Origin of the sequence: Gemmobacter lanyuensis (assembly GCF_014652355.1) — a bacterium.
In the GTDB taxonomy this organism is placed as follows: domain Bacteria; phylum Pseudomonadota; class Alphaproteobacteria; order Rhodobacterales; family Rhodobacteraceae; genus Gemmobacter; species Gemmobacter lanyuensis.
Window position 1 is genome coordinate 51,358 of record NZ_BMYQ01000005.1, and the last position, 18,960, is coordinate 70,317.

Annotated in this window: 16 protein-coding genes; 9 read left to right on the forward strand and 7 right to left on the reverse strand. The window is 65.5% G+C overall.

What is annotated here, in order from left to right; translation table 11 throughout:
* Window positions 1–36 precede the first annotated feature (36 nt).
* The 4 genes from IE101_RS09900 to IE101_RS09915 form a co-directional block, all read right to left on the reverse strand.
* Window positions 37–1,050, reverse strand: a complete 1,014-nt coding sequence (locus IE101_RS09900; RefSeq protein ID WP_189633674.1) for a YcjF family protein — start codon at window positions 1,048–1,050, stop codon at window positions 37–39.
* The gene (locus tag IE101_RS09905) at window positions 1,047–2,462 is read right to left on the reverse strand and encodes a YcjX family GTP-binding protein (protein WP_229804101.1); all 1,416 of its coding nucleotides are present in this window, start codon (window positions 2,460–2,462) and stop codon (window positions 1,047–1,049) included. The genes IE101_RS09900 and IE101_RS09905 overlap by 4 nt, the downstream gene beginning before the upstream one ends.
* 128 nt (window positions 2,463–2,590) lie before the next feature.
* Window positions 2,591–4,168 carry a 2-isopropylmalate synthase gene (locus IE101_RS09910; RefSeq protein ID WP_189633676.1) on the reverse strand — a complete coding sequence of 526 codons (1,578 nt, stop codon included), beginning with the start codon at window positions 4,166–4,168 and terminating at the stop codon, window positions 2,591–2,593.
* A 222-nt stretch (window positions 4,169–4,390) separates the two neighbouring features.
* Complete coding sequence (locus IE101_RS09915; protein ID WP_189633677.1) at window positions 4,391–5,440, reverse strand: lysine-2,3-aminomutase-like protein; 1,050 nt, start codon at window positions 5,438–5,440, stop codon at window positions 4,391–4,393.
* Window positions 5,441–5,601: 161 nt separating this feature from the next.
* On the opposite strand from IE101_RS09915, the gene dacB reads away from it, so the two are divergent.
* Window positions 5,602–7,062: a D-alanyl-D-alanine carboxypeptidase/D-alanyl-D-alanine endopeptidase gene (dacB, locus tag IE101_RS09920; RefSeq protein WP_189633678.1), complete on the forward strand. Its 1,461-nt coding sequence runs from the start codon at window positions 5,602–5,604 to the stop codon at window positions 7,060–7,062.
* Between the two features lie 16 nt (window positions 7,063–7,078).
* Here dacB and IE101_RS09925 read toward each other — a convergent pair whose 3' ends face one another.
* The gene (locus IE101_RS09925) at window positions 7,079–7,510 is read right to left on the reverse strand and encodes a tellurite resistance TerB family protein (RefSeq protein WP_189633679.1); all 432 of its coding nucleotides are present in this window, start codon (window positions 7,508–7,510) and stop codon (window positions 7,079–7,081) included.
* Window positions 7,511–7,616: 106 nt separating this feature from the next.
* On the opposite strand from IE101_RS09925, the gene IE101_RS09930 reads away from it, so the two are divergent.
* Window positions 7,617–9,197: a lysine--tRNA ligase gene (locus tag IE101_RS09930; RefSeq protein WP_189633680.1), complete on the forward strand. Its 1,581-nt coding sequence runs from the start codon at window positions 7,617–7,619 to the stop codon at window positions 9,195–9,197.
* Window positions 9,198–9,400: 203 nt separating this feature from the next.
* On the opposite strand, the gene truA is transcribed toward IE101_RS09930, so the two are convergent.
* Window positions 9,401–10,174 (reverse strand): tRNA pseudouridine(38-40) synthase TruA, encoded by a 774-nt coding sequence (gene truA / locus IE101_RS09935; protein WP_189633838.1) that lies wholly within the window; start codon window positions 10,172–10,174, stop codon window positions 9,401–9,403.
* A 298-nt stretch (window positions 10,175–10,472) separates the two neighbouring features.
* Between truA and IE101_RS09940 the strand changes: the two genes are divergently transcribed.
* The 7 genes from IE101_RS09940 to IE101_RS09970 all read left to right on the forward strand — a co-directional run bounded on the left by IE101_RS09940 (window position 10,473) and on the right by IE101_RS09970 (window position 18,016).
* Complete coding sequence (locus IE101_RS09940) at window positions 10,473–11,507, forward strand: rod shape-determining protein (protein ID WP_189633681.1); 1,035 nt, start codon at window positions 10,473–10,475, stop codon at window positions 11,505–11,507.
* A gap of 27 nt (window positions 11,508–11,534) precedes the next feature.
* The gene (mreC, locus tag IE101_RS09945) at window positions 11,535–12,476 is read left to right on the forward strand and encodes a rod shape-determining protein MreC (RefSeq protein ID WP_189633682.1); all 942 of its coding nucleotides are present in this window, start codon (window positions 11,535–11,537) and stop codon (window positions 12,474–12,476) included.
* Window positions 12,469–13,008, forward strand: coding sequence for a rod shape-determining protein MreD (locus IE101_RS09950; RefSeq protein ID WP_189633683.1), 540 nt, complete (start codon window positions 12,469–12,471; stop codon window positions 13,006–13,008). The genes mreC and IE101_RS09950 overlap by 8 nt, the downstream gene beginning before the upstream one ends.
* Complete coding sequence (mrdA, locus tag IE101_RS09955; RefSeq protein WP_189633684.1) at window positions 13,005–14,948, forward strand: penicillin-binding protein 2; 1,944 nt, start codon at window positions 13,005–13,007, stop codon at window positions 14,946–14,948. The genes IE101_RS09950 and mrdA overlap by 4 nt, the downstream gene beginning before the upstream one ends.
* Before the next feature lie 9 nt (window positions 14,949–14,957).
* Window positions 14,958–16,097, forward strand: coding sequence for a rod shape-determining protein RodA (rodA, locus tag IE101_RS09960; RefSeq protein WP_189633685.1), 1,140 nt, complete (start codon window positions 14,958–14,960; stop codon window positions 16,095–16,097).
* 21 nt (window positions 16,098–16,118) lie between these two features.
* Window positions 16,119–17,045 carry an NAD(P)-dependent oxidoreductase gene (locus IE101_RS09965; protein WP_189633686.1) on the forward strand — a complete coding sequence of 309 codons (927 nt, stop codon included), beginning with the start codon at window positions 16,119–16,121 and terminating at the stop codon, window positions 17,043–17,045.
* Window positions 17,046–17,131: 86 nt separating this feature from the next.
* A complete protein-coding gene (locus tag IE101_RS09970) occupies window positions 17,132–18,016 on the forward strand; it encodes a DMT family transporter (protein WP_189633687.1) in 885 nt (294 codons plus the stop codon).
* On the opposite strand, the gene IE101_RS09975 is transcribed toward IE101_RS09970, so the two are convergent.
* Window positions 18,017–18,856, reverse strand: coding sequence for a MurR/RpiR family transcriptional regulator (locus IE101_RS09975; protein ID WP_189633839.1), 840 nt, complete (start codon window positions 18,854–18,856; stop codon window positions 18,017–18,019). It lies immediately after the preceding gene.
* Window positions 18,857–18,960: the final 104 nt, after the last annotated feature.

Genomic DNA, 18,960 nt, shown 5'->3' on the forward strand with positions numbered 1-18,960 from the left:
TCAGGGCAGCATAACAGGCGCAGCAACCTTAACCAGTCAGGAATTCCCCCGGCTCTCGCCCCGGTCGAACAGCCCCGTCAGCGCCCGGCTGACCAGCACCGAAACCCCCGGCCGCGCCGCGACATGGAAGGGCAAGGGGCGGCAAAGCTCCATCGCCGCGACACCCACCCGGGCGGTCAACGCGCCATTCACCAGCCCCTCGCCAAAGCGGCGCGACAGTTTGGACAGCACCCCACCCCCGGCAACCGAGCCGATCAAATCATCGGTCAGCGCGACAGCCCCAGTGGCCACAAGGTAGGTAAACACCCGCCGCAAAAGCCCGAGCGAGGCAAAGCCCCCCGACCTTCCGCCGTAAATTTCGGCAATGCGCCGGATCATCCGCAGATTGGCGAAAAGCGCGGTCGCCACATCGGCCAGCGCCATCGGCACCAGCGCGGTGACGGTGGCGACCTGCCGGGCGGCGGCCTCAACCTCGCGCCGGGCCTGGGCATCAAGGGGCAGGACCAAAAGCTGTTCGGCCAGATCAAGCGCGCCATCCGCATCGAAAAGATCGCCCTCACGGGCGGCAAGGCGGGCGCGGGCCTCGGTCAGTTCGGGGCGCGCGGTGTAAAGGGCGGCCACCCGCCCCACCACCGCGCGGGCCGCGCGCAGATCGGCGCGGCTGCGGGCGGCCCCTGCCTCTTGCCGCAGGGCATCGAGCCGCGAGAGGCGGAGGTAAGCCCCCCATTCCCGCAGGCCCGCGATCAGTGCCAGCGCCACAAAGACCACCGTCAGGGCCAGCGCCGCATAACCCAGCACCACATTGCGCGCGATCAGCCCGGTGACGAAATCATAGGCCGCGACCGAAAGGACAAAGGTAAAAAGCGTCGAAAACGCCCAAAGCAGCGCCCGCCCCAGGGGCGACCCGCGGCGCGCAGCCACCTTGGCGGCAAGCTGCATGGCGCGGCCGTCAGGCGTGCCATCCAGCACCGGGGCGGCAGCGGATGGGTCGGCCTCATCGCTGCGTTCGATGACCACGGGGCGGCGCAGAGGGGTGGGGTCATCCGTCACAGCCGGTCTCCGATCAGAAATTCCGCGGCCCGGTCCAGCCGGATATGCGGCGGCCCCTCGCCGGGGCGCAGGTTCAGCCGTGCGGGCGCAAAACCCATCAGCGCGAAATCGGCGTCCAGCCAGCGGTCCGCCCCTTGCCGCGCGGGCGACAGAAGCCGCGCGGGATCGCCCGGCAATTCGCCCGGATACATCGCCGCCTGCTTGCCCGTGGCCAGAAGCCGCCCCCGGACCATGTCAAGCGTGGTGCCATCCCGTTCCACCGTTTCTTCTACCGTGGCGCGCAGCCCGGCCAGCGACAGCGCCGCTACCTCGGCCCCGGAAAAGGCGGCGCGGTCGCGGGCATCACGCACAAGCCCCTCGGTGATGGCGGTCAGGGCGGCGTGCTGGCTTTGGTGCAGATGGTCGGCCTTGGTGGCCGCGAAGAGGATCTTTTCCACCCGCCGCCCCAGCAGGATTTCCGACAGGAACCCGTTCCGACCGGGACGGAAAGCGGACAGGATTTCGGCCATGGTCTGACGCAGATCCTCCAGCGCGCGGGGGCCTGCATGCAGCGCGCCCAGCACATCGACCAGCACGATCTGCCGGTCGATCCGGGCGAAATGCGCGCGGAAGAAAGGCTTGACCACCTTGGCCTTGTAGGCCTCATACCGGCGGTCCATTTCCTGCCAGAGGCAACCGCGCGGGGTGGCCGCGGGCTGCGGCAGCGGCGCAAAGGTCAGGACCGGGCTTCCCGCAAGCTCGCCCGGCAGCAGGAACCGCCCCGGCGTGCAATCCGACCAGCCCGCCGCCCGCGCATCTTGCAGATAGGTGGTGAACCCGGCCGCCAGCGCCTGCGCGCGGCCTTCCTCAAACGGGTGCGAGGCATCCTCGGCCCGGGCGATGGCCAGAAATTCGCGCCCCTCGGGCCGTTTGGCCATGCGGATCAGCGCATCTTCGGCCCAGTCGGCATAGGTCTTGTCCAAAAGCGCAAGGTCCAGCAGCCATTCGCCGGGGTAATCGACGATGTCGAGATGCACGGTCTGCGACCCTTTCACCCCGGCCAGAAGCCCCGCGGGCTTGACCCGGAAGGACAGGCGGAGTTCCGACACCGCGCGGGTGCTTTCAGGCCAATGCGGGTCATCCCCGGTGAGCGCGGCCAGATGGCCCTCGAAATCAAAGCGGGGGATGGTGTCATCGGGCTGGGGCTGCAGATAGGCGGCCTCAATCCGGCGCGCGGCCTCGGCGCGCAGTTGCGGCATCCGCCCCCGATCCAGCAGATTGGCGACCAGTCCGGTGATGAACACTGTCTTGCCCGCCCGCGACAGACCCGTCACGCCAAGGCGCACCACGCTGTCGGTGAACGGGTCGGTGACGGTGGACACCAGCCCCTCAAGGCTGCGGCCCAACTGATAGGTCAAATCACGGATGGCCACACGCACCTGCCTGCAAAACCTGCATCTTTCCAGAACATAGGCATCGAGGGCGGGCGGCGTAAGGGGGCAAGAAAAAAGGGGCAGATGCGCGCGCATCCGCCCCTTCATGGTCTTGACCACAGGCCCGATCAGCCCGCGTCGCGATAGTTGACCGATTTCACGTCATCGCCGGGGGCGGTTTTCTTGCGGCGTTCGATCAGGCGGTTCAGCGCGTTCACATAGGCCTTCACGCTAGCCACGATGGTATCCGTGTCGGCCGAAGCGCCGGTCGCGATGCGGCCCTCTTCCTCGATCCGGACCGAGACGGTCGCCTGCGCGTCGGTGCCTTCGGTCACGGCGGCCACCTGATAGAGCTGCAGCCGCGCCTTGTGCGGATAGAGCATCTTCACACAGTTGAACGCCGCATCGACCGGGCCGTCGCCGGTGGCATCGATCGAATGCTCCACACCGTCGATGGAGAGGGTCAGCTCGGCCTCTTGCGGGCCATCGGTGCCGCAGATCACGCGCAGACGCTTCACCTGCAGGGTGTCATGGGTCGAGGTGGTTTCCTGATCCTTCATCAGCGCGATCAGGTCATCATCATAGACCTCTTTCTTGCGGTCGGCCAAAGCCTTGAACCGCACGAAAACATCGTTCAGCTGGTTGTCGGCCAGTTCGAACCCCAGCTCTTTCAGCTTGGCGCGCAGCGCGGCGCGGCCCGAATGTTTGCCCATGGCGATATTCGCCGCCGAGAGGCCGATGGTTTCGGGGCGCATGATCTCAAACGTCTCGACGTTCTTCAGCACGCCATCCTGGTGGATGCCGCTTTCATGCAGGAAGGCGTTCTTGCCGACGATGGCCTTGTTGAACTGCACCGGGAAGCCCGACACGGTCGAGACCTTGCGGCTCAGGTTCATGATCTTGGTGGTGTCGATGCCGGTCTGGAAGGGCATGATGTCATTGCGCACCTTCAGCGCCATGACCACTTCCTCCAGCGCGGCATTGCCCGCACGTTCGCCCAGACCGTTGATCGTGCATTCGATCTGACGGGCGCCCGCCTCGACCGCTGCAAGGCTGTTGGCCGTGGCCATGCCCAGGTCGTTGTGGCAATGGGTCGAGAAGATCACCTCATCCGCGCCCGGCACCCGTTCGATCAGCATGCGGATCAAGTCGGCGCTTTCGCGCGGGGCGGTATAGCCCACGGTATCAGGGATATTGATGGTGGTGGCCCCGGCCTTGATGGCGATTTCGACGACGCGGCACAGGTAATCATGTTCGGTGCGATAGGCATCCATCGCCGACCACTGCACGTTGTCGCACAGGTTGCGCGCATGGGTGACCGTCTGGTGAATGCGGTCGGCCATTTCGTCCATGGTCAGGTTCGGAATGGCGCGGTGCAGCGGCGAGGTGCCGATGAAGGTATGGATGCGCGGGCGGGCGGCATGTTTCACCGCTTCCCAGCAACGGTCGATATCCTTGAAATTCGCCCGGCTCAGGCCGCAGATGGTGCTGTTCTTCGACCGTTTGGCGATTTCGCTGACGGCGGCAAAGTCACCCTCGCTGGCGATAGGAAAGCCCGCCTCGATGATGTCCACGCCCATCTCGTCCAGCATGCTGGCGATTTCCAGCTTCTCTTCATGGGTCATGGTCGCGCCGGGCGACTGTTCGCCGTCACGCAGGGTGGTATCGAAAATCAGAACGCGGGGTTGGGCGCTGGTCTCGGTCATGTCATCTGTCCTTGGTCTCTGGTTTCTCCTGCGGGCGCTGGACACCTCTGAGCGGTCGCACCCGAAGGCACGCTCAGAGGCAGCTAAGGAGAAGCAGGCCACGGGTGGCCTGGGCGCAATGCGATGCGCGAACGAGGATATGATCGTGTCCCGTGGTCATGGGTCGCGACTATACCGGGCAGATCAGGAAAGAAAAGGGGGGCCGCAAAGAAAACGGGCGGCCTAGCCGCGCTCCGGATCGTGATAGCGGTGCTGCGCGCCAAGGCGGTCGGTGATGGCCCAGGCATCGCCCTCGGGCGTGGCATGGGCAGGGGTCAGCGGCACCTTGCCCGCCCCGCCCGGAATATCCAGCACATAGGTCGGCAGCGCGAGCCCCGAGAGCCTGCGCCGCAGTTCGGCCATCAGGGCGCGGCCCTCGGCGATGGTGGTTCGGAAATGGCTGGTGCCTTTGGCCAGATCGCAGTGATGCAGGTAATAGGGCTTGACCCGGTTCGCCAGAAGCTGCCGGAACAGCGCCTCAAGCGTATCGGCATCGTCATTCACCCCGCGCAGAAGCACGCTTTGCGAAAACATCGCAATGCCCGCGCGGTTCAGACGGCGCAGCGCGGCGCGGGCCGCCGGGGTCAGTTCATCGGGGTGGTTGGTGTGGATCACCAGATGCACGGGCAGGTCGCGGTCCAGCACGGCCAGCATCGCATCATCCATCCGGTCGGGCGCCACCACCGGCACCCGGCTGTGCAGCCGAACCTGCAGCAGATGCGGGATTGCCTGCAGCCGGTCGATCACCGCCCCCAACCTGCGCGGTGAAAGCGAGAGCGGGTCCCCCCCGGTCAGAATCACCTCGCGGATCGCGGGGGTGCGGGCGATGTAATCCAGCGCCAGCGTCAGATCCCCCTCGGGCAGCGGCCCGGCCGCCCCCACGGTTTCCCGGCGAAAGCAAAAGCGGCAGTAAACCTCGCAGGTCTGGGTGACAGCGAGGATCACCCGGTCGGGGTAGCGATGCGTCAGCCCCGGCGCGGGGCTGAAGGCCGTGTCCCCGATCGGGTCGGCCAGTTCCTCGGGGCGCAGGGTCAGTTCTTCGGCGCGGGGCAGGAATTGCCGCGCCACGCCCGCGCTGTGCAGCGCTGTCTGCATCTCGGGCGTGATCCGCAGGCGGAAGGTCTCGGTCACTGTCTCCAGTTCGGCCGCGCCCGCCGCGGGGACGATGCCCTGCGCCACCAGATCCGCCACGCGGGTGATGGATGCGGACGAAGGGGGGCGGGGATCGGTCATGCTGGGGTCACATCGCGCTGTCAGGGGAAATCCGGCCGCGTCCCCTAGCCCAAACCCCACCGGAACGGAAGGCTGTGCCGTTCACATCGCGCGGCGCAGGGTTTTCCGAATGCCGCGCGGACGCTATGCCTTTTGCAGACGGTTCAAGGGGTGAGTCTGCGATGCTGACACGGCGGTGGGTTCTGGCAGGGCTGCTTGCGGGCGGGGCATCGCCCCTTTTGGCCGAAGCGCCCGCGACCTCGCCCCTGCCCCGCCGCCGCGGGGATGGCGGGGCCACCCGCAGCGACGGTGGCACGCCCGACGCGCTGGTGACTGCGGCCAAGCTGGGCGGGGCGGTGGGCTTTGTCGTGGCCGATACGGAAACCGGCGCCGTGCTTGAGGCGGCAAACCCCGATCTGCAACAGCCCCCCGCCAGCGTGATGAAGGCGCTGACCGCCGCCTATGCGCTCGACCGGCTGGGCCCGGCGCACCGCTTCCAGACGCGGGTGCTGGCCACAGGGCCGGTGATCGGCGGGATCATCCAGGGCGATCTGGTGCTGGCAGGCGGGGGCGACCCGGTGCTGGATACCGACATGCTGGGCGATCTGGCCGCCAAACTGGCGGCGCAGGGCATTAAAGGGGCCAGCGGGCGCTATCTGGTCTGGGCCGGGGCCTTGCCGATCATGGAACGGATCAACCCGGAACAACCCGATTTCGTGGGCTACAACCCCGGCATCAGCGGGCTGAACCTGAATTTCAACCGCGTGCATTTCGAATGGCGCCGCGCGGGGCAGGACTGGGCGCTGACCATGGATGCCCGCGCCGAACGCTTTGTGCCGCCGGTGCAGATGGCGCGCATCCGCGTGGAACAGCGCAATACGCCGATCTTCACCTATCAGGCCGCAGGCGATGCCGAGGAATGGACCGTCGCCTCGGCCGCGCTTGGCAAGGGCGGCGCACGCTGGCTGCCGGTGCGCCACCCCGCCCTTTACGTGGCCGAAGTCTTTCGCACCCTCGCCCGCGCACAGGGCATCTTCCTGCCCGCCCCGGCCTTTGCCGACACCCGCCCCGAAGGCCGCGAAATCGTCCGCCATGACAGCCTGCCGCTGACCGATGTGCTGCGCGACATGCTGAAACATTCCACCAATCTGACGGCCGAAGTGGTGGGGATGACCGCCTCGCAGGCGGCGTCACACCGGGCCTCGGCGGTGGCCATGCGCGAATGGGCGCGGCTGCGCCATGGCATCGGGCCGCGGGTGATCGATCATTCCGGCCTCGGCGGCGGATCACGCATCTCTGCGGCCGAAATGGTGCGCGCCCTGCGCGACGTGCGCGGCGGCGCCCTGCCCGGCTTGCTCAAGGACCACGGCATGCGCGACGCCGAGGGAAAAAAGCTGGAAGGCCATCCGGTCGAGGTGCGCGCCAAGACCGGCACGCTGAACTTCGTTTCGGCGCTGGCGGGTTATATCACCCCGCCCGGCGGGCGGCAGATGGCCTTTGCGATCTTCACCGCCGATCCCGACCGCCGCGCCCGCCTGACGGTCGCCGAGCGTGAAGACCCGCCGGGGGGCGATGCCTGGGCCGCACGGTCGCGCAGGTTGCAGGCCCAGCTGATTTCCCGCTGGGCCGGGCTTTACGCCTGACCCGCGGGGCCATGGGTCACGGCGTCATGTGCCGCACCCGCGCGCCCCATTCGATGGCGGCAGCATGCAGGCGGTCGATTTCCAGCTCTTCGCGGATCTCCTCCAGCATCCGCAGCTCCACCTCATTATGGCGGCCGTCGGCGGTGACGACATCACAGGCCAGCGCATAGGCGGTTTCGTTCAGACGCACGGGCAACGCCTCGCGGATCAGACCGAACAGGGCATCCAGCCCGTCCTCCTCCTCGAACAGGTCAAAGACCGTGCGACTGACGCGGGCGATGCGGTCCATGTCGTAGCCGGCAAAAACCGGCATGTGATTCACCATGCGCTGAATCGCCACCAGCTCGGCCGTCCGCATGTTCTCATCCGAGGCGGAAGCCGCCACCATCACCGCGACAAGCGCATCCTGAGGCGAAAGCGAGGGGGTCGTATCGGTCACGTCGGGCATCCTTCCATGTCTTGCCGGCCCGAGAATATTGACGCGGGCCGGGGGCGGCAATAGGAGACGGGGGTTCTGGCGGGCATGGGGCCTGCCACCCTCTGAGGATGAGCCGATGTCCGCCCTTCGTGACGCCGCGATGAAATCGAAAGCCTGGCCCTTTGAAGAGGCCCGGAAGATTCTCAAGCGGTACGAAAAGAAGGACCCGGAAAAGGGCTATGTCCTGTTCGAGACGGGTTATGGCCCCTCGGGCCTGCCCCATATCGGCACCTTCGGCGAAGTGGCCCGCACCACGATGATCCGCCGCGCCTTCGAGGCGATCAGCGACATCCCCACGCGCCTCATCTGCTTCTCGGATGACGTGGACGGCATGCGCAAGGTTCCGGAAAACGTCCCGAACCAGGAAATGCTGCACGCCAATATCCAAAAGCCGCTGACCTCGGTTCCTGACCCGTTCGGGGAATATGAAAGCTTCGGCCATCACAACAACGCCATGCTGCGGCGCTTCCTCGATACCTTCGGCTTCGAATACGAATTCATCAGCGCGACCGAATTCTACAAATCGGGCCGCTTCGACGATACCCTGCGGCTGGCCACCGAACGCTATGACCGCATCATGGCGATCATGCTGAAATCCCTGCGCGAGGAACGCCAGCAAACCTACAGCTGCTTCCTGCCCATCCACCCGGAAACCGGCCGCGTCCTCTATGTGCCGATGAAAAACGTGGATGCGGTGAACCACACCATCACCTTCGATGACGAAGATGGCCGCGAATGGACCCTGCCCGTCACCGGCGGCCATGTGAAACTGCAGTGGAAACCCGATTTCGGCGCCCGCTGGGCCGCGCTCGATGTCGACTTCGAGATGTATGGCAAGGACCACTCGACCAATACCCCGATCTATGACGGCATCTGCGAGGTTCTGGGCGGCCGCAAGCCCGAACATTTTACCTATGAACTCTTCCTCGACGAACACGGCCAGAAGATCTCCAAATCCAAGGGGAACGGCCTGACCATCGACGAATGGCTGAGCTACGCCGCCACCGAAAGCCTGTCGTATTTCATGTATCAAAAGCCCAAGACGGCGAAGCGGATGCATTTCGACGTGATCCCGCGGGCGGTCGATGAATACCACCAGCAACTGCGCGCCTTCCCGACGCAGGATCTGGACGCACAGGTCAACAACCCCGTGTGGCACATCCACCATGGCAACCCGCCGGAGTCGCGGATGGTGGTGCCCTTCTCGATGCTGCTGAACCTCGCCTCGGTCGCAGGGGCACAGGATGCCCGCGGGCTCTGGGGCTTCATCAAACGGTACGCCCCCGAGGCCAGCCCCGAGGCGAACCCCGACCTCGACGCCGCGGCAGGCTTCGCAGTGCGCTACTTCAATGACAAGATCGCGCCAACCCGCAGCTTCCGTCTGCCCAGCGATCAGGAACGCGCCGCCATCCTCGACCTGCGCGCCCGCCTCGCCGCCTGGGACGGCGGCCTTGATGATGAAGCCCTGCAAAGCATGGTCTTCGCCGTCGGAAAGGATCACGCCTTCGAACCGCTCCGCGACTGGTTCAAGGCGCTCTACGAAGTGCTGCTCGGCGCCTCAGACGGTCCGCGCTTCGGCGGCTTCATCGCACTTTATGGCGTCGAAGAAACCATCGCCCTGATCGACCGCGCCCTCGAGGGCGCCTTGGTCAAGTAATCCGAGACTCCAGGGAGGGGGCTGTCTGCCCCCTCTGCGCCTGCGGCGCATTCACCCCCGAGGATATTTTGACAACGGGAAGATGCAGATTCTGCGCCACAAGGATGGGATGTGGATGCGTTCCAAAGCCCTGCTTTTTGCAGAACTTCCCGTTGACCAAATATCCTCGGGGGTGCGGGGGCAGACAGCCCCCGCGTGCGGCCTCAGTTCTTAAAAGGATCGTGCGGGTAACCGACGCCGGTCAGATAGAGCCCTTGCGGCGGGCAAACCGGACCGCAGGCGGCGCGGGCGCGCGCTTCGAGCGCTGAGCGCACATCCTCGGGTTGCCAACCACCAGCGCCCACGCGTTCGAGCGTGCCGACGATGGAGCGCACCTGGTTGTGCAGGAAGCTGCGGGCGCGCAGGTGGAATCGGTACTCACGGCCGCCGGGATAGGGCAGGTCTTCCAGAGTGATCTCATCCAGCGTCTTGACCGGCGACTTTGCCTGGCAGATGGACGAGCGGAAGGTGGTGAAATCGTGATGTCCGACCAGATGGGCGGCGCCTTGGCGCATCGCCTCGGCATCCAGTGCGTGTTGCACCTGCCAGACCAGTCCGGCGTCATGGGTCACCGGCGCGCGGCGCTGCACGAGGCGGAAGGTATAGCGACGTTCCAGCGCCGAGAAGCGGGCGTGGAACTCATCGGGCACGCGCGCGATCTGCACCACCGCGACCGGCTGGGGCTTGAGGTGATGGTTCAGCGCCTCGGACAGGCGGAAGATGTCCCATTCGCGGGTCAGGTCGCAATGGGCGACCTGACCGGTGGCATGGACGCCAGCATCGGTGCGGCCTGCCGCGGCGATGGTATGGGGCCCGGGTTCCAGGCGCGAGAGGGCGGTTTCAATGGCCCCCTGCACGGATTTTTGTCCCTGGGCCTGGCGCTGCCAGCCGGCAAAGGGACCACCGTCATATTCGATCTTGAGCGCAAATCTGGGCATGTCGCGGAGGTAGCGCAGGCGGCGCAGCATGTCCACAGGATGTGCTGTGTGGGCGGCGCGAGGGGTCAAATGTCGTATGATGTATTATTTCGATCGATTTTGAGCCATCTATACCGCAGGAAATGTATGAAATGTGCAAGCCGCGGGGCCACACGCGGAATTGTGCCGTCGGGCAGGGTTCCGGGCTTTCGCGGCGGGCAGGCTGTCTTTATATGAAGGCGCCCGTCAAAACATCGGCTGAGTCGCGGTTGATGGTTCGGGTCAAACCGCTTTTGTGAATCGAAGGACGCAGTCCAGCATGTCTCTTTCCGGTCTCTTCTCGTCGGATATGGCGATCGACCTCGGCACCGCGAATACGCTTGTCTATATCCGCGGCAAGGGGATCGTGCTGAACGAGCCTTCGGTCGTGGCCTATCACGTCAAGGACGGCAAGAAGCAGGTTCTGGCGGTTGGCGAGGATGCCAAGCTGATGCTCGGCCGGACGCCGGGCAGCATCGAAGCAATCCGGCCGATGCGCGACGGTGTCATTGCCGATTTTGACAGCGCGGAAGAGATGATCAAGCATTTCATCCGCAAGGTTCACAAGCGCACGACTTTCTCCAAGCCGAAGATCATCGTCTGCGTGCCGCATGGCGCCACGCCGGTGGAAAAGCGCGCGATCCGCAATTCGGTGCTGCAGGCGGGGGCCCGCCGGGCCGGTCTGATTGCCGAACCGATTGCCGCCGCGATCGGGGCTGGCATGCCCATCACCGAGCCGACCGGCAGCATGGTTGTCGATATCGGCGGCGGCACCACCGAGGTGGCCGTCCTGTCGTTGGGCGACATCGTCTATGCGCGTTCGGTGCGTGTGGGCGGCGACCGCATGGATGAAGCGATCATCAGCTATCTGCGCCGCCATCAGAACCTGCTGATCGGGGAAAGCACGGCCGAGCGGATCAAGACCTCGATCGGCACCGCACGGATGCCCGACGACGGGCGCGGCGCGACCATGGCGATCCGCGGGCGCGATCTGTTGAACGGCGTGCCGAAGGAAACCGAGATCAATCAGGCGCAGGTCGCCGAGGCGCTGGCCGAACCCGTGCAGCAGATTTGCGATGCGGTGATGCAGGCGCTGGAAACCACGCCGCCGGATCTTGCCGCGGATATCGTGGACCGTGGCGTCATGCTGACCGGTGGCGGTGCGCTGCTGGGCGATCTGGACCTTGCGCTGCGCGAGCAGACCGGGCTGTCGATCTCGGTCGCCAATGAATCGCTCAACTGTGTGGCGCTTGGCACCGGCAAGGCGCTGGAATATGAAAAGCAACTGCGCCACGTGATCGATTACGACAGCTGACGCCTGCCCTGACCCGAGGCTAAGCCCGTGGCACGCAACCGCACATCGCCGGAAGAATTCGCCCGACCGATCCGCAGGATCCTGGTCGGGCTTCTTGTCCTTGTCTTCCTTGCCCTGTTCATGCTCTGGCGGATCGACAGCCCGCGGGTGGAACGCTTCCGCACGGCGCTGGTGGACCGGGTGGTGCCCAGCTTCGACTGGGTGATGCTGCCGGTCACGCGGGCGGCGGATATGGTCAAGGGATTTCGATCCTATCAGAAGCTTTACGAACAGAACCAGGATCTGCGGCAGGAGCTGCAGCAGATGCGCGTCTGGAAAGAGGCGGCGCTGCGGTTGGAACAGCAGAACGCGCGGCTTCTGGACCTCAATCAGGTCCGGCTGGACCCCAAGCTGACCCATATCACCGGCGTGGTGCTGGCCGATAGCGGCAGCCCGTTCCGGCAATCGGTGCTGCTGAACGTCGGTGCGCGCGATGGCATCCGCGACGGTTGGGCCGCAATGGACGGGATCGGGCTGGTGGGCCGCATTTCGGGCGTGGGGCGGCAGACAAGCCGGGTGATCCTGCTGACCGACAGCAACTCGCGCATTCCGGTGGTGGTGCAGCCTTCGGGGCAGAAGGCGCTTTTGTCGGGCGACAACTCCCCTGCCCCGCCGCTCGAATTTCTGGAAAAGCCCGATGTCGTGCGGCCGGGGGATCAGGTCGTGACCTCGGGCGATGGCGGGGTGTTTCCGGCGGGGTTGCTGGTGGGTCAGGTCGCGCAGGGGCCGGATCGGCGCCTGCGGGTGATGCTTTCGGCCGATTATGAGCGGCTCGAGTTCCTGCGCGTGCTACGGAGCCATGACCTCGAGCCGATCACCGATCCCGGCGGCTTGGTGACGCCGCCGGTGCAGAGCGATCTGATCGGCCCGCCGGCGGCCCCTTCGGCCGAAGTGAATGCCGAAAGCCCCGCCGAGGATGGCAATGATTGATCCGCTGCGCCGCGATGTGCTGCTGCATCGGGGGATCTTCCTGCTGGTCGCGCTGGCGCTGATCTTCCTGCGGCTGCTGCCGATGGGCAGCACGGCGGGCAGTCTGCCGGGGCCGGACCTGCTGTTGTGCCTGACGCTGGCCTGGTTGTTGCGCCGCCCCGATTACCTGCCGGCCCTACTGATCGCGCTGGTATTCTTTGCGGAAGACCTGCTTTTGATGCGGCCGCCGGGGCTCTGGACGGCACTGGTGCTGCTGGGGACGGAAATCCTGCGGTCGCGGATCGCACTGACCCGTGAATTGAGTTTCGTGATGGAATGGCTTTTCATCGGGCTTCTGATGATGGGCATGTTCATCGGCTATCGTCTGGCCTTCACGGTGACGATGCTGCCGCAGGTGGGCTTTGGCTATGCCATGACGCAGGTTCTGGCCTCGATCGCGGTCTATCCCGTGGTGGTGTGGCTTTCACATGTGACGCTTGGCGTCCACAAACCCGGCATGGGCGAGGTGGACGATATGGGACGCAGGCTATGAGACGGACGGCCAAGGATACCGAGGAAAGCGCCCGCAAGGTGCGCCGCCGCGCGGTCCTGATGGGGGGCGCCATGGGCGCTTTCGTGGCCGTGTTGGGCGCGCGGATGCGCTATCTGTCGGTCGATCAGGCCGATGAGTTCCGCCTCCTGGCGGAAGAAAACCGCATCAACATCCGCCTGATTCCCCCTGCCCGGGGCCTGATCCTGGATCGCAACGGCAAGCTGGTCGCAGGCAACGAACAGAACTACCGCGTCGTCATCACGCGCGAGGATGCGGGCGATGTGGATCTGGTGCTGCGGCGGCTGGCATCGATCGTGCCGCTGTCGCCCGAAGACATCGAAAAGACCCGCAAAGAGGTGGAGCGGCGCTCTCCCTTCGTGCCGATCATCGTGGCCGACCGGCTGAGCTGGACCGACTTTTCGAAGATCGCGTTGAATGCGCCCTCGCTGCCCGGTGTCACGCCCGAGGTGGGCCTGAGCCGTGCCTATCCGCTCGACATCGATTTCGCGCATGTGGTGGGCTATGTCGGCCCGGTGTCCGAAAAGGATCTCGAGGGGATCGAAAACCCCGATCCTGTGCTGCAGATCCCGAAATTCCAGATCGGCAAGATCGGCGTGGAACGCTGGACCGAAGACTTGCTGCGCGGCAAGGCCGGGCAAAAGCGGATCGAGGTCAATTCCGTCGGTCGCGTCATGCGCGAGCTTGAGCGGGTCGAGGGCAACCCCGGCGAAAACATCCGCCTGACCATCGACGCCGATATCCAGAACTTCACGCAAGTGCGCCTCGGCACCGAAAGCGCGGCGGTGGTCGCGATGGATGTCGAGACAGGCGATATCCTCTCGATCGTGTCGTCGCCCTCGTTCGATCCGAACCTCTTTGTGCGGGGGATCAGCCAGAAGGATTATTCCGTGCTGATGGAGAACGACCATCGGCCGCTGGCGAACAAGACCGTGCAGGGCGCCTATCCACCGGGTTCGACCTTCAAGATGGTCACAGCGCTGGCGGCACTTGGGGCGGGGGTGATTTCGCCGCAGACGGGGGTCTATTGCCCGGGGCATTATGAGGTCGGCGGCCGCCGCTTCCACTGCTGGAAGCGCGGCGGGCATGGGACCGTCTCGCTCGGCTCGGCTCTGGCCGAAAGCTGCGACGTCTACTTCTACGACGTGGCGCAGAAGGTCGGCATCGACAAGATCGCTGAGATGGGCCGCCTCTTGGGCCTGGGCGAAAAGCCCGATCTGCCGATGTCGGCGATCACTGCGGGCGTCATGCCCGACAAGGCCTGGGTCCGGGAACGCTATGGCCAAGAATGGCGGATCGGCGACACGATCAACGCCTCGATCGGGCAGGGCTATGTGCTGACATCGCCCCTGCAGCTGGCCGTGATGGCCGCGCGCATCGCCAGCGGCCGCGCGGTTGCGCCCCGGCTGATCAAGATGATCGGAACTGAGGAAGTGCCACTGGCCGAGGCCCCCGCCCTGCCGGTGCAGGCCGCCCATCTCGATGCCGTGCGGCGCGGCATGTATGAGGTGATGAACGGCACCCATGGCACGGCCAAATCCTCGCGCATTGCGGACGAGACGATGCTGATGGCGGGCAAGACCGGCACGGCACAGGTGCGCAACATCAGCGCCGCCGAACGCGCGGCCGGCGTGGTGTCGAACGATCAGCTGCCGTGGGAACGGAGGGACCATGCGCTCTTTGTCTGTTTCGCACCCTATGACCGGCCCAAGGTGGCGGTTTCGGTGGTGGTGGAACATGGCGGCGGCGGGTCCACCGTGGCCGCCCCTATCGCGCGCGATGTGCTGCTTTACTGCCTGACCGGGGGCCTCCCGCCGCTTGAGGCCTATCCGGCGGCCCAGCGTGGCAGGATCGAGACGCAGTTCAAAGAGATGAAGCTGCGGGATACCGGGGCTGCCACCTCTGCCAAATCCCGTGCCTGAGGTGCCGCGATGAGCTTTCTGGAATATCGCATCAAGACGGCGCCCAGCGGGCTGCGGAAGGTGCTGTATCTGAACTGGCCGCTGGTCCTGCTGACCTGCGCGGTGGCCTCGGTCGGGTTTCTGATGCTCTATTCGGTGGCCGGGGGCGACATGTCCACCTGGGCCGCCCCGCAGATGAAGCGGTTCGGCGTGGGCATGGCGCTGATGTTCGCGGTGGCCTTCACCCCGATCTGGTTCTGGCGGAACCTGTCGGTCATGGCCTATCTCACCTCGGTCGCGCTGCTTTTGGTTGTGGAATTCTTCGGCCGCGTCGGCATGGGCGCACAGCGCTGGATCGAGATCGGGCCGCTGGTACTGCAACCGTCCGAGATGATGAAATTCACCCTCGTGATGATGCTGGCCGCCTATTACGACTGGCTGGACCCGAAAAAGGTGTCCCGCCCGCTCTGGGTGCTGCTGCCGGTGCTGCTGATCGTCAGCCCCACGGTGCTGGTGCTGATGCAGCCGAACCTGGGAACCTCGATCATGCTTTTGGCGGCGGGGGCGGCGGTGATGTTCTGTGCGGGCGTCAGCTGGTGGTATTTCGCGGGCGTGGCGGGCATCGTGGGCGGGGCGATCTATGGCGTTTTCGCCTTCCGCGGCACGCCCTGGCAATTCCTGCATGATTACCAGTATCGCCGCATCGACACCTTCCTTGACCCCACGGCCGACCCGCTGGGGGCGGGTTACAACATCATCCAGGCCAAGATCGCGCTGGGATCGGGCGGTTGGGCTGGCAAGGGCTTCATGCAGGGCACGCAATCGCGGCTGAACTTCCTGCCGGAAAAGCACACCGACTTCATCTTCACGACGCTGGCCGAGGAGTTCGGCTTCATCGGGGCCTTCTCTCTTTTGCTGCTCTATGCCGGGATCATCGTGTTCTGCATCTTTTCGGCGCTGCAGAACCGGGATCGGTTCTCGCAGCTGCTGATCCTCGGTTTCGCGGCCAACCTGTTCTTCTACATCGCGGTGAACCTGTCGATGGTCATGGGCATGGCGCCGGTCGTGGGTGTGCCGCTGCCCTTGCTGTCTTATGGCGGCTCGGCCATGCTGGTGTTGCTGGTGGGCTTCGGGCTTGTGCAAAGCGCCCATGTCCACCGCCCGAGATAAGATCAGAACAGGGAAACCGGAATGACTGTTGTGCTGTTCGCGGCGGGCGCCGCGCTGTGGCCGGAATATGAGGCGCCGCTGCGCGCGGCCTTTGCCAAGGCCGGGCTTGCCGCCGATCTGGTGACCGAGGCCGCGCCCGAGACGGTTGATTGCATTGTCTATGCGCCCAGCAGCCCGCTGCAGGATTTCGCGCCCTTCACCACCTGCCGTCTGGTCCAGAACCTCTGGGCCGGGGTCGAACGCATCGTGGGCAATACCACGCTGACACAACCGCTCTGCCGTATGGTCGATCCGGGCCTGACCGAGGGCATGGTCGAATATGTCGTGGGCCATGTGCTGCGGCACCATCTGGGTATGGACAAGTTCATTCACGGCGCCCCCGGCTGGGATCAGGTCGTGCCGCCGCTGGCGCGGGAACGGCGGGTGACGCTGCTGGGGCTTGGGGCGCTGGGGCTGGCCTGTGCCACGGCCCTTCGGGCGTTGAACTTCCAGGTGGAAGGGTGGAGCCGCACCGCAAAGACCGGTCTGCCCTTCCCTGCCCACCATGGCGAAGCGGGGCTGGACACCGCGCTGCGCCGCACTGACATTCTGGTCACCCTGCTGCCCCGCACCCCCGAGACGGAAAATCTGATGAACGCGCGGCGCATCGCGCTGCTGCCGCCCGGGGCGGTGATCATCAACCCCGGCCGGGGCGCGCTGATCGATGATGACGCGCTGCTGGCGGCGCTGGATGCGGGCGCGGTGGGCCATGCGACGCTGGATGTGTTCCGGCAGGAACCCCTGCCCGCCGACCATCCCTATCGCCACCATCCCCGCGTGACCGTGACGCCCCATATCGCCGCCGACACGCGTGCGAGCACCGCCGCGCAGGTGGTGGCCGAGAACCTGCGCCGTGCGCTCGCGGGTGAGCCGCTCTTGCATCAGGTGGATCGCAGCCGCGGGTACTGATCCGAAGACGACGCCTTTCGCCGCAAACGGAACAGAGCAGCCGCAGCTTTTGCCGGAAACATGCCCCGACAGCAGCGGAGGGGCGCATGAAGTATGGAACAGGTGTGGCCCTTGTCCTGATGGCCGGGGTGCTTTGGTCGGTGCAGGGCCTGCTGATCCGGCAGATTGACGTGGCCGGCACCTGGACCGTCCTGTTCTGGCGGTCGCTGGGGATGATCCCGGTGCTGCTGACCTTTATCGCCGCGCGGTCGGGCGGACGGGTCATCGGGCCGATCCGGTCGGTCGGCATGGTGGGCGTTCTGGGGGGCCTGGGTCTTGTGCTGGCCTTTTCCGGCGCGATCTACGCGCTGCAGGCCACCACCGTGGCGATGGCGGTGTTCCTCTTTTCCGCCTCGCCCTTCTTCAGCGCCGTTCTGGGGCGCGTCTTCCTGGGCGAATCCGTGCGCGGCACCACCTGGGGCGCGATTGCGCTGGCGGTGGTGGGCATCGGCCTGATGGTGCGCGAAGGTTTTGCCCTGGGCGCCATGGCAGGGAATATCGCGGCGCTGATCTCGGCGCTTGGCTTTTCGCTTTTCACGCTGGCGCTGCGCTGGGGCAAGCTGGCCGACATGATCCCGGCTGTCGCCCTGGGGGGCATGTTTTCGATGGTCGCGGGGGCGGCAATCGCGCTGGCGACCGGGCAGATGCTGGTCCCGCCGGTGTCGGATATCCTTTACGCCGTCGGCATGGGGGCCATCAGCCTGGTGGGCGGGATGGTGCTTTATACGCTGGGCAGCCGCGTGATCCCCGCGGCAGAGCTGACGCTTTTCAGCCTGATCGAAGTGATGCTCGCCCCGATCTGGGTCTGGCTGCTGATGGGGGAAACCACCGGGGCCGGAACGCTCTGGGGTGGGGCGGTGCTAATGGTGGCGGTGATGATCAATGCGCTGTCGGGGTTGCGCCTGCGCCGGATGATGCCCGCGCAGGTCTGATCATCTGTTGCGCCGGAAAAAGCGCGACCGGTCATACAGCGCCTCAAGCCGCTTGAGCCGGGCCTCGGTCTGATCCCAGGTCAGGGTCTGAACCGAAGCAAGCAGGGTTTCCACCAGAACCGTGATCGACACCGTGCTGTCCCAGGCACTGGGCGCCTCGATGTGGCACGACAGGGTGTGGCGCGCATGGGCCGAGGCGGGGCTGACCCAGCGGTCGGTGATCAGGATCACCTCGGCCCCCTGCTCGACCGCAAGCTCCACCAGCTGCAGCACGCTGTTTTCATAGCGGCGGATATCGAATACCAACAGGACATCCCCGCGCTTCATATCCAGCATCGCGGGCGGCCAGGTGTTCGACATGCCCGAAAGCAGCGTCACATCCGGGCGCACGACCTTCATCAGCGTGACAAAGTAATCGGCCAGCGCATGGGTGATGCGCCCGCCCATGGCAAAGACCGCCCGGCCCGGATCGGCCAACAACGCCGCCGCCGCATCGAATTCGGCATGGTCGATCTGGCCTAGTGTCGCCTGCAGATTGGCGACCACCGCATCAGCAAACCGGTTGAGGATATGCGTATCCGGCACCCCGCCCGCCCAGCGATCATGCTTGGCCAGCGGCGAGACGAGCATCGCCTCCACCTCGGTCCGCAGGGCAGATTGGTAATCGGGATAACCCTTGAAGCCCAGCTTCTGACAGAGCCGCACCACCGTAGGGGTGGAAACCTCGGCCGCCTTGGCCAGCGCCGTGATCGAGCCGAGCGCCGCCACCGGATAGTTCCGCAGGATATGGGTCGCCAACTGCCGTTCAGCCCGGGTCAGGTCTGGCAAGGCAGTTCGCATCTGGTCTTCAATGCTGGTTTCCACGGCGCGCGCCCCCCGGTTTGCTCAAGGATGCCCCAGTTTGGAAAACTTTGTAACAGAAAATTTTCAGAAGAAAAATTCTT

Bases quoted from the DNA above. Each gene is read 5' to 3' on its own strand.
- mrdA (WP_189633684.1), top strand. From the start codon at position 13,005: ATGAGACGGACGGCCAAGGATACCGAGGAAAGCGCCCGCAAGGTGCGC.
- dacB (WP_189633678.1), top strand. From the start codon at position 5,602: ATGCTGACACGGCGGTGGGTTCTGGCAGGGCTGCTTGCGGGCGGGGCA.
- IE101_RS09975 (WP_189633839.1), bottom strand. From the start codon at position 18,856: ATGCGAACTGCCTTGCCAGACCTGACCCGGGCTGAACGGCAGTTGGCG.
- truA (WP_189633838.1), bottom strand. From the start codon at position 10,174: ATGCCCAGATTTGCGCTCAAGATCGAATATGACGGTGGTCCCTTTGCC.
- IE101_RS09970 (WP_189633687.1), top strand. From the start codon at position 17,132: ATGAAGTATGGAACAGGTGTGGCCCTTGTCCTGATGGCCGGGGTGCTT.
- IE101_RS09910 (WP_189633676.1), bottom strand. From the start codon at position 4,168: ATGACCGAGACCAGCGCCCAACCCCGCGTTCTGATTTTCGATACCACC.
- IE101_RS09925 (WP_189633679.1), bottom strand. From the start codon at position 7,510: ATGCCCGACGTGACCGATACGACCCCCTCGCTTTCGCCTCAGGATGCG.
- IE101_RS09950 (WP_189633683.1), top strand. From the start codon at position 12,469: ATGATTGATCCGCTGCGCCGCGATGTGCTGCTGCATCGGGGGATCTTC.
- IE101_RS09965 (WP_189633686.1), top strand. From the start codon at position 16,119: ATGACTGTTGTGCTGTTCGCGGCGGGCGCCGCGCTGTGGCCGGAATAT.
- IE101_RS09940 (WP_189633681.1), top strand. From the start codon at position 10,473: ATGTCTCTTTCCGGTCTCTTCTCGTCGGATATGGCGATCGACCTCGGC.
- IE101_RS09930 (WP_189633680.1), top strand. From the start codon at position 7,617: ATGTCCGCCCTTCGTGACGCCGCGATGAAATCGAAAGCCTGGCCCTTT.
- rodA (WP_189633685.1), top strand. From the start codon at position 14,958: ATGAGCTTTCTGGAATATCGCATCAAGACGGCGCCCAGCGGGCTGCGG.
- IE101_RS09915 (WP_189633677.1), bottom strand. From the start codon at position 5,440: ATGACCGATCCCCGCCCCCCTTCGTCCGCATCCATCACCCGCGTGGCG.